Annotated in this window: 7 protein-coding genes; all 7 read left to right on the top strand. The window is 62.9% G+C overall.

The genetic code is table 11. The annotated features are described in order from the left end of the window. The coding region (locus tag RMO57_RS06395; RefSeq protein ID WP_310385239.1) for a DNA gyrase subunit A at positions 1–1,410 on the top strand (1,410 nt) is incomplete at its 5' end. Between the two features lie 41 nt (positions 1,411–1,451). Beyond that, complete coding sequence (gene bla / locus RMO57_RS06390) at positions 1,452–2,294, top strand: class A beta-lactamase (protein ID WP_310385238.1); 843 nt, start codon at positions 1,452–1,454, stop codon at positions 2,292–2,294. A 67-nt stretch (positions 2,295–2,361) separates the two neighbouring features. Then, on the top strand, positions 2,362–3,111 hold the full coding sequence (gene surE / locus RMO57_RS06385; protein ID WP_310385237.1) for a 5'/3'-nucleotidase SurE: 750 nt from the start codon (positions 2,362–2,364) through the stop codon (positions 3,109–3,111). Then, a complete protein-coding gene (locus tag RMO57_RS06380) occupies positions 3,108–3,932 on the top strand; it encodes a protein-L-isoaspartate(D-aspartate) O-methyltransferase (RefSeq protein WP_414896383.1) in 825 nt (274 codons plus the stop codon). Before surE ends, RMO57_RS06380 begins: the two co-directional genes overlap by 4 nt. 93 nt (positions 3,933–4,025) lie before the next feature. Continuing rightward, positions 4,026–4,931: a peptidoglycan DD-metalloendopeptidase family protein gene (locus RMO57_RS06375; protein WP_310385236.1), complete on the top strand. Its 906-nt coding sequence runs from the start codon at positions 4,026–4,028 to the stop codon at positions 4,929–4,931. A 29-nt stretch (positions 4,932–4,960) separates the two neighbouring features. Continuing rightward, positions 4,961–5,986 (top strand): sigma-70 family RNA polymerase sigma factor, encoded by a 1,026-nt coding sequence (locus tag RMO57_RS06370; protein WP_414896382.1) that lies wholly within the window; start codon positions 4,961–4,963, stop codon positions 5,984–5,986. Positions 5,987–6,043: 57 nt separating this feature from the next. Then, positions 6,044–7,402, top strand: a complete 1,359-nt coding sequence (gene rlmD / locus RMO57_RS06365) for a 23S rRNA (uracil(1939)-C(5))-methyltransferase RlmD (protein WP_310385235.1) — start codon at positions 6,044–6,046, stop codon at positions 7,400–7,402. The last annotated feature ends 135 nt before the right edge of the window (positions 7,403–7,537 follow it).

Here is a 7,537-nt window from a genome sequence, read left to right as displayed (position 1 = left end):
GAGCAATTGCAGCTCAAGGCCAGCGTTTTGTCCGTGCTGGACTGCGTGCGTGACGAGTCCAGCAAGGACGCGGCCGTGCGCCTGGTGTTCGAGCCCAAGAGCCGCACGGTGGAGCAGCAAGATTTGATTTCGACGCTGTTGGCCCACACCAGCTTGGAGACCTCGGCCTCGATCAATATGACGATGATTGGCGCCGATGGCCGACCGACGCTGAAGAGCCTGCGCCAGATCCTCAGCGAATGGCTGGGCTACCGCCAGCAGACGGTGCAGCGCCGCACCCAGCACCGCTTGGCCAAGGTGTTAGACCGTATCCATGTGCTGGAGGGCCGGGCGCTGGTGCTGCTCAATATCGACGAGGTGATTCGCATCATCCGCAATGCCGATGAGCCCAAGCCGGCGCTGATCAACCGCTTCAATTTGAGCGACCGGCAGGCCGAGGATATTCTTGAAATCCGCCTGCGTCAGTTGGCGCGGCTGGAGGCGATCAAGATCGAGCAGGAGCTCAAAACCCTGCGCGAAGAACAAAGCAAGCTGGAAGAGATTTTGGCCAATCCTGGCACTTTGAAGCGCACCGTCATCCGCGAGATCGAGGCCGACGCCAAACAATTTGGTGACGAGCGCCGCACCTTGATTCAGGAGGAAAAGAAAGCCACGGCCGAGGTGCGCATCGTTGACGAGGCGGTCACTGTGGTCGTCAGCGGCAAAGGCTGGGTGCGGGCACTGAAAGGACACGAAATTGAGTCCGGCGCGCTGGCCTTCAAATCGGGCGACCAGCTTTACGGCACCTTCCAATGCCGCTCGGTGGACGCCTTGATTGTGTTCGGCAGCAATGGCCGGGTCTATTCGGTGGCTGTTGCCCTGCTGCCCGGCGGGCGCGGCGATGGCCAGCCCATCACCTCCTTGATCGAGCTGGAAAGCGGCAGCCAAATAGCGCATTACTTCGCCGGCAGCGCCGACGCCCGCCTAGTGCTGGCGGGCACCGGCGGCTTCGGTCTGATCGCCAAGATCGGCGATCTGGTCGGCCGCCAAAAAGCCGGCAAGACCTTCCTCAGCCTCGAAGGTGATGAAAAGGTCTTGCCACCGGCGGCAGTCCCAACCGGCGCGGTGCTGGGCGTTCAGTTGGCTTGCTTGACCTTGAATGGCCGGCTCCTGACCTATGCGCTGGATGAACTCAAACACCAACCCAAGGGCGGCCGCGGCCTGACCTTGATCGACCTGGAGCCCAAGGACGCCTTGCTCAGCGTCGCCGCCTTCACGCAAGCGCTGCAAGTGCTGGGCACGGGCCGTGGTGCCAAGCCCAGGGAAGAGATTTTGAAGGGCGTGGGCCTGGCCAGTTATGCGGGAAAAAGGGCGCGCAAGGGCAAGCCGGTCGAGGCGTTTCAAAAAGTCTTGCGCGTGGTGACGCCTTGATGAGTCTGCGGCGTCGCGGGTTTTGCTTGAGCGGGCTGTTCATGCCCGGCCTTGTCTCGGCGCAGGTCGATCTGCAGCAGCGCTGCGCCGCTTTGCAGGACCGTTTCGACGGGCGGCTGGGCGTGTTCGCGTTGCACACCGGCTCGCGCCAGCAGTTTGGCTTTCAGGCCGAGCAGCGCTTTGCGATGTGTTCGACCTTCAAGCTGCTCTTGGCCGGCGCCGTCTTGGCCAAGGTCGACAGCGGCCGGCTGGAGCTGAACCAGCGTGTGCGCTTCGGCCCGCGTGACCTGGTGCCGTATGCGCCGGTGACGGGTGAGCTGCTCAAGGGCGGCACGGTGTCGGCTTCGCTCAGCGTCGCGGAGTTGTGCGCCGCCATGGTTGAGGTCAGTGACAATCCGGCCGCCAATCTGCTGCTGCCCCTGGTCGGCGGCCCGGCCGGTTTGACGCGAACCTTGCGCGAGCTGGGCGACCAAGTGACCCGGCTGGACCGTATCGAGCCGGCGCTGAACAGCAATCTGCCCGATGACCCGCGCGATACCACCACGCCGGCCAGTTTCGGCGATCTGATGGAGCGCCTGCTGTGCAGCGACTATCTGTCGGGCGAGTTGCGCCAGCAACTGTTGGTCTGGATGAATGCCTCGGAAACCGGCTTGCAGCGGCTGCGCGCCGGCGCGCCGCAGGACTGGCCTGCCGGTGACAAGTCCGGCACCGGCGCCAACGGTGCGGTCAATGATGTGGCGATCTTCTTCCCGCCCAAGCAGGCGCCCATCCTGATGGTGGTTTTCATGACGGGCTCGAGCCAGCCCTTGGCGGCCTTGAACGCGGTGCATGCCGAATTGGCCACGTTGGTGTTGAAGCACTTTCAAAGCTTGGGCGCAAGTTAGGTTGTCGCAGCGATGGGGTGGGTTCGCGAGGGGGCCGGCGGGTGGTGGTTTGCCTACAATGCGGTGCATGCGAATACTGATAGCGAATGACGACGGATACCTGGCACCCGGCCTACTTGCCTTGGTCAATGCCTGCCAGGGCTTGGGGCAGATTGACGTGATTGCGCCCGAACAAAACGCCAGCGGCACCTCCAACTCCTTGACCTTGGGGCGGCCGCTGTCGGTTTACACGGCGTCGAACGGATTCCGTTACGTCAACGGCACGCCGTCGGATTGCGTGCACGTGGCGCTGACCGGTCTGCTCGGCTACAAACCCGATTTGGTGCTGTCCGGCATCAATAACGGCGCCAATATGGGCGATGACACGCTGTACTCCGGCACCGTGGCGGCGGCGACCGAGGGCTATCTTTTCGGCATCCCTTCGATCGCGTTCTCACAGGTCGAAAAAGGCTGGGGCCATCTGGACGCCGCCGCTCAAGCGGCGCGCAATGTGGTCGAACAAGTGATGGCGGCCGGCTTGAACGAGGCTTTCTTGCTCAACGTCAATATTCCCAATCATGCCGACGCGGTCAATCTGCCGCGCCGCATCACACGCCTGGGTCGCCGGCATGCCAGCGAAGCGGTGATTCGTCAGCTGAGCCCGCGTGGCGAGACGATTTACTGGATAGGCCCGGCCGGCGATGCGCGGGAAGCGGGCGAGGGCACGGACTTTTTTGCTGCCGCCAATGACACCGTTTCGATCACTCCTTTGCAGGTGGATTTGACCCACCATGTGGCCTTGCCGACCTGGGGCACGCGCCTGGGGCTGCCCCTTTGAGCAACGCGCCGACGCGCCCGTCGCGCTTTCCCTTGCCGCTGGCCAAGCTGGGCAAGTCGGGCAGTGCGGCGCGCGAGGTCTTGATGCCGCAGCGGCATCTGCGCGAAGCGGCGCTTGATGCGTCCCGGCAGTCGGCGCCGAGCGGCTTGGGGCTGGATTCGGGCGTGGTGCGTCAGCGCATGGTGCGCCGCCTGCAACAAGACGGCCTGCATGATGAGCGGGTGCTGCAGGCCTTGGCGGGGGTGTTTCGGCATCAGTTTGTCGACAGCGCGCTGGCCACTCAGGCCTATGAAGACACCAGCCTGCCGATCGGCCATGGCCAGACGATTTCCAAGCCCTCCGTCGTTGGCCGCATGATCGCGATGCTGATGGGCGGGACCACGGCGGCTCAGCAGTGCGGCCTGGGCCGGGTGATGGAGATTGGCACCGGCTGCGGCTATCAAGCGGCCGTGTTGGCCGCCGTGGCCAAGCAGGTGGTGTCGATCGAGCGACTCAAACCTCTGCATGACAAGGCCAAGCTGAATCTGGCCGCGGCCGCCAGCGCCAATATCCGCCTGATCTACGGTGACGGTCGGCTCGGGTTTGCGGGCGCTGCGCCGTTCGACAGCATCATCGCGGCGGCCGGTGGCGAAGACTTGCCGCAGGCTTGGTTGGATCAGCTGGCACCGGGCGGGCGTTTGGTTGCGCCTATGGCGGTGCCGGGTGGAAGAGGGCAGGTCTTGGTGGTGGTCGATCATCGGCAAGAAGCGGGTGTCAGCCGTTTTGTTCGCAGCGAGTACGAAGCGGTGCTGTTCGTGCCTCTAAAATCAGGCGTGATGTAAGCGCCCGGAAGGTTTTGCGGGCGTCTGTTTTTATGCATCAAGCTTCGGTGTCGAGGTTTGATTTCAGCCCGTCAAAGTTAGTCATAGCGCCGCATGCAAAAGTATTCCTACCGTTTTACGAAGATCTTGCTCGCTGCAACTGCCGCCATAGTGGCCGGCTGCAGCTCGGTGCCCAACAAGGCGCCCGTTGAGGCGAGGGACATCAAGGGCGGCGCGGCCAAGTCTGGCTCGGTGGTGCCGGCGCAAGCAGTGGCGGCCGGTGCTGCGGCGCCTGACCTCAAAGCACTTCCGGGCGCTGAAAACGCCGGCAAAGCCGGTTATTACACCGTCAAACCTGGCGACACCCTGATCAGGATCGCCCTCGATAACGGGCAAAGCACCAGGGACTTGATCAAGTGGAATGTGCTGGACAACCCGAACCGGATTGAAGTGGGTCAGGTCTTGCGGGTGGTAGCGCCCGGCATCGACGCCGCTGCGGTCACCAGCAAATCGGTGACGACGGCGAAGGTTGAGAGCCGGCCGCTGGATGCCAAGGGCAACGCCGCCGCAGCCGCTGCAAGTTCGTCGGCTTCGGCGCCGGCCTCCCCAGCGGTGCAAGCCGCTGCAACGCCGGCGTCGAAAGAAGGTGATGAGGATCCGGCCTGGGGTTGGCCCGCTGCCGGCCCGGTCAATCTTGGTTTCGACGACCAGCGCAACAAGGGGTTGGCCTTCTTCGGCAAGGCCGGCGATGCGGTGTTGGCGGCCGCTGACGGGCGCGTGGTGTATGCGGGTTCGGGCTTGCGCGGTTACGGCAATCTGGTCATCATCAAGCACAACTCAACTTACCTGACCGCCTACGCACACAACCAGACCTTGTTGGTGAAAGAGGATCAGGCGGTGCGCAAGGGGCAGAAAATTGCTGAGATGGGCTCAAGTGACTCTGATCAAGTCAAGCTGCACTTTGAGGTGCGCAAGCAAGGCAAGCCGATCGATCCAGCCAAGTTGCTCCCAGGTCGCTAGAGCCCAGTTGGCGCAGCGAAATTGATGCCATGAAACATCCTGCGCCCAATCATGCTTTGCCCCATCACCATGGCCTCCCGAATGCCGGGGACGGACCTGATCCAAAGCTCGGCGACGGCGAGTCGACGGATGCGCACGATGTGCCGGGCTTGCCCGGCATGGCCTCAGCGCTGTTGATGAGTGGCGATATTGAGCTCGGCAATGCGCTGCAGGCTTACCTAAGAGATATCCGCCGCACGCCGCTGCTGACGCCGCTGGAAGAATACGACACGGCGGTGCAGGCCAGAGCGGGCAGTTTTGCGGCCCGCCAATCGATGATCGAGCACAACCTGCGCTTGGTTGTCAGCGTGGCCAAGAACTATCTGGGCCGCGGTCTGCCTTTGAGTGACCTGATCGAGGAAGGCAATCTCGGTTTGATGCATGCCATCGGCAAGTTTGAGGCTGAGCGCGGGTTTCGGTTTTCAACCTACGCCAGTTGGTGGATTCGGCAAAGCATCGAGAGCGCCCTGATGCATCAGGCCAGGCTGGTGCGCCTGCCGGTGCACATCGTGCGTGAACTCAACCATGTGCTGAAGGCTAGGCGTGCCTTGGAGGCCTTGCAGGCGCAGAGCGGCGCGAATGGCAATGGCGGCGGCAAGGTCAGGGCCGAGGATATCGCGGCCGCGGTGGGTCGCACGATGGCCGAAGTAGCCGAACTGCTGGCCTTTGCGGAGCTGCCCAGTTCGCTCGATTCGCCCGCCGAGCGCGGCGTTGACGGCGGCGACACGGTGATGGATCTGGTCGCCGACGAGCATGCGGTGGATCCGCTCGGATTGAGGCTTAGCCACGAGGTTGATGCCTTGCTTGGCGCTGGTCTGGCTGCATTGAATGAGCGCGAGCAAGAGGTGCTGGCCGGGCGCTACGGCCTGGCGAATCGAGAACCCGAGACTTTGGATGTGCTGGCGACGCGGCTGCACCTGACGCGCGAGCGAATTCGGCAGATTCAGATCGAGGCCCTGGCCAAGCTCAAGCGCGGCATGGCGCGGCATGGCATCGACAGGGACTCGATTTTTTAGGTCTGGAAGTTGGCTGTTCGCCAAATGTTGGCTCATCGCGCAGGGATAATCCGCGCCATGACTCAAGTATCAGAATGGCTCAAGGTCGAATCGATGGACCTGGACGCCCAGGGCGTCGCTCACAACGAAGCAGGTAAAGTGGTGTTCATCGAGGGCGCTTTGCCCGGTGAAGAAGTGCAAGTCACCGTGGGCCGCAAGAAAAGCAGCTGGGAGCAGGCCACGATGGTGGCGATGCGGCGCGAAAGTTCGCAGCGCGTCACCCCCGGTTGCCCGCATGCCGGCCTGCACGCCGGCTCCTGCGGCGGCTGCAAGATGCAGCATCTGCATGCCGGCGCGCAGGTCGCGGTCAAGCAGCGGGTGATGGAGGACAACCTCTGGCATCTCGGCAAGGTCAAGCCCGAGATGGTCTTGCGCCCGATCGAGGGGCCGACCTGGGGCTATCGCTACCGGGCGCGCTTTTCGGTCCGCTATGTGATCAAGAAGAGCATGGTGCTGATCGGTTTCCACGAGCGCAAAAGCCGTTATGTGGCCGATATGCAGGTCTGCAAGGTGGTGCCGCAGCGGGTCAGCGATTTGTTGATGCCGCTGCGCGACATGATCGCCGGCATGGAGCAGCGCGATCATTTGCCGCAGATTGAATTGGCGATGGGCGACGAGGTGATCGCGCTGGTGCTGCGCAATCTGAACCCCTTGCCGGAATCCGACAAAACAAAGCTGCGTGAATTTGCCGCCCAACATACCGGCGTGCAATGGTGGTTGCAGCCCAAGGGGCCGGACACGGTGGCCTTGCTGGATGCGGGCGGTCCGGCGCTGTCCTACAGCCTGCCCGAATTCGGCGTGGTGATGCCCTTCAAGCCGACCGACTTCACCCAGGTCAATCCGCACATCAATACCGTGCTGGTCGGGCGGGCGCTGCGTTTGCTGGACGTGCAGCGCGATGAGCGGGTGATCGACTGGTTTTGCGGTCTGGGTAATTTTACTTTGCCGCTGGCGACCAAGGCGCGTGAGGTGCTGGGCATTGAGGGTAGCGAGGCCTTGGTACAGCGTTCGCGTGAGAACGCCGTGCTGAATGGCCTGGATGCCAATACGTCCTTCGTGGCGCGCAATCTGTTCGAGATGACGCCGGCGTTGTTGGCTGCCGATGGTTCGGCCGACAAGTGGTTGGTTGATCCGCCGCGTGATGGTGCGCATGCTTTGTCACAGGCCTTGGCCGATATCAAGCTCGACCCGAGCTTGGCACCGGGCTGGCAAGCGCCCAAGCGCATCGTCTATGTCAGTTGCAACCCGGCCACGCTGGCGCGCGACGCCGGCATCCTGGTCCATCAGGCCGGCTACCGCTGCACGGCGGCCAGTGCGGTCAATATGTTCCCGCACACCTCGCATGTGGAAAGCATCGCGGTTTTCGAGCGCGATTGATGGTCAGCGCTCAGGCATAAAAAAACGGGGTCCGAGGACCCCGTTTTGCATTCAAGCCCAGCTTGATCAGTCTTTCTCGCCGCCGAAGATGCCCAGCAAGGCCAGCAAGCTCTGGAACACGTTGTAGATGTCCAG

The sequence above is a fragment of the Roseateles sp. genome, assembly GCF_031397715.1.
GTDB lineage: Bacteria > Pseudomonadota > Gammaproteobacteria > Burkholderiales > Burkholderiaceae_C > Paucibacter_A.
This window is presented reverse-complemented; position numbering and strand designations above follow the sequence as displayed.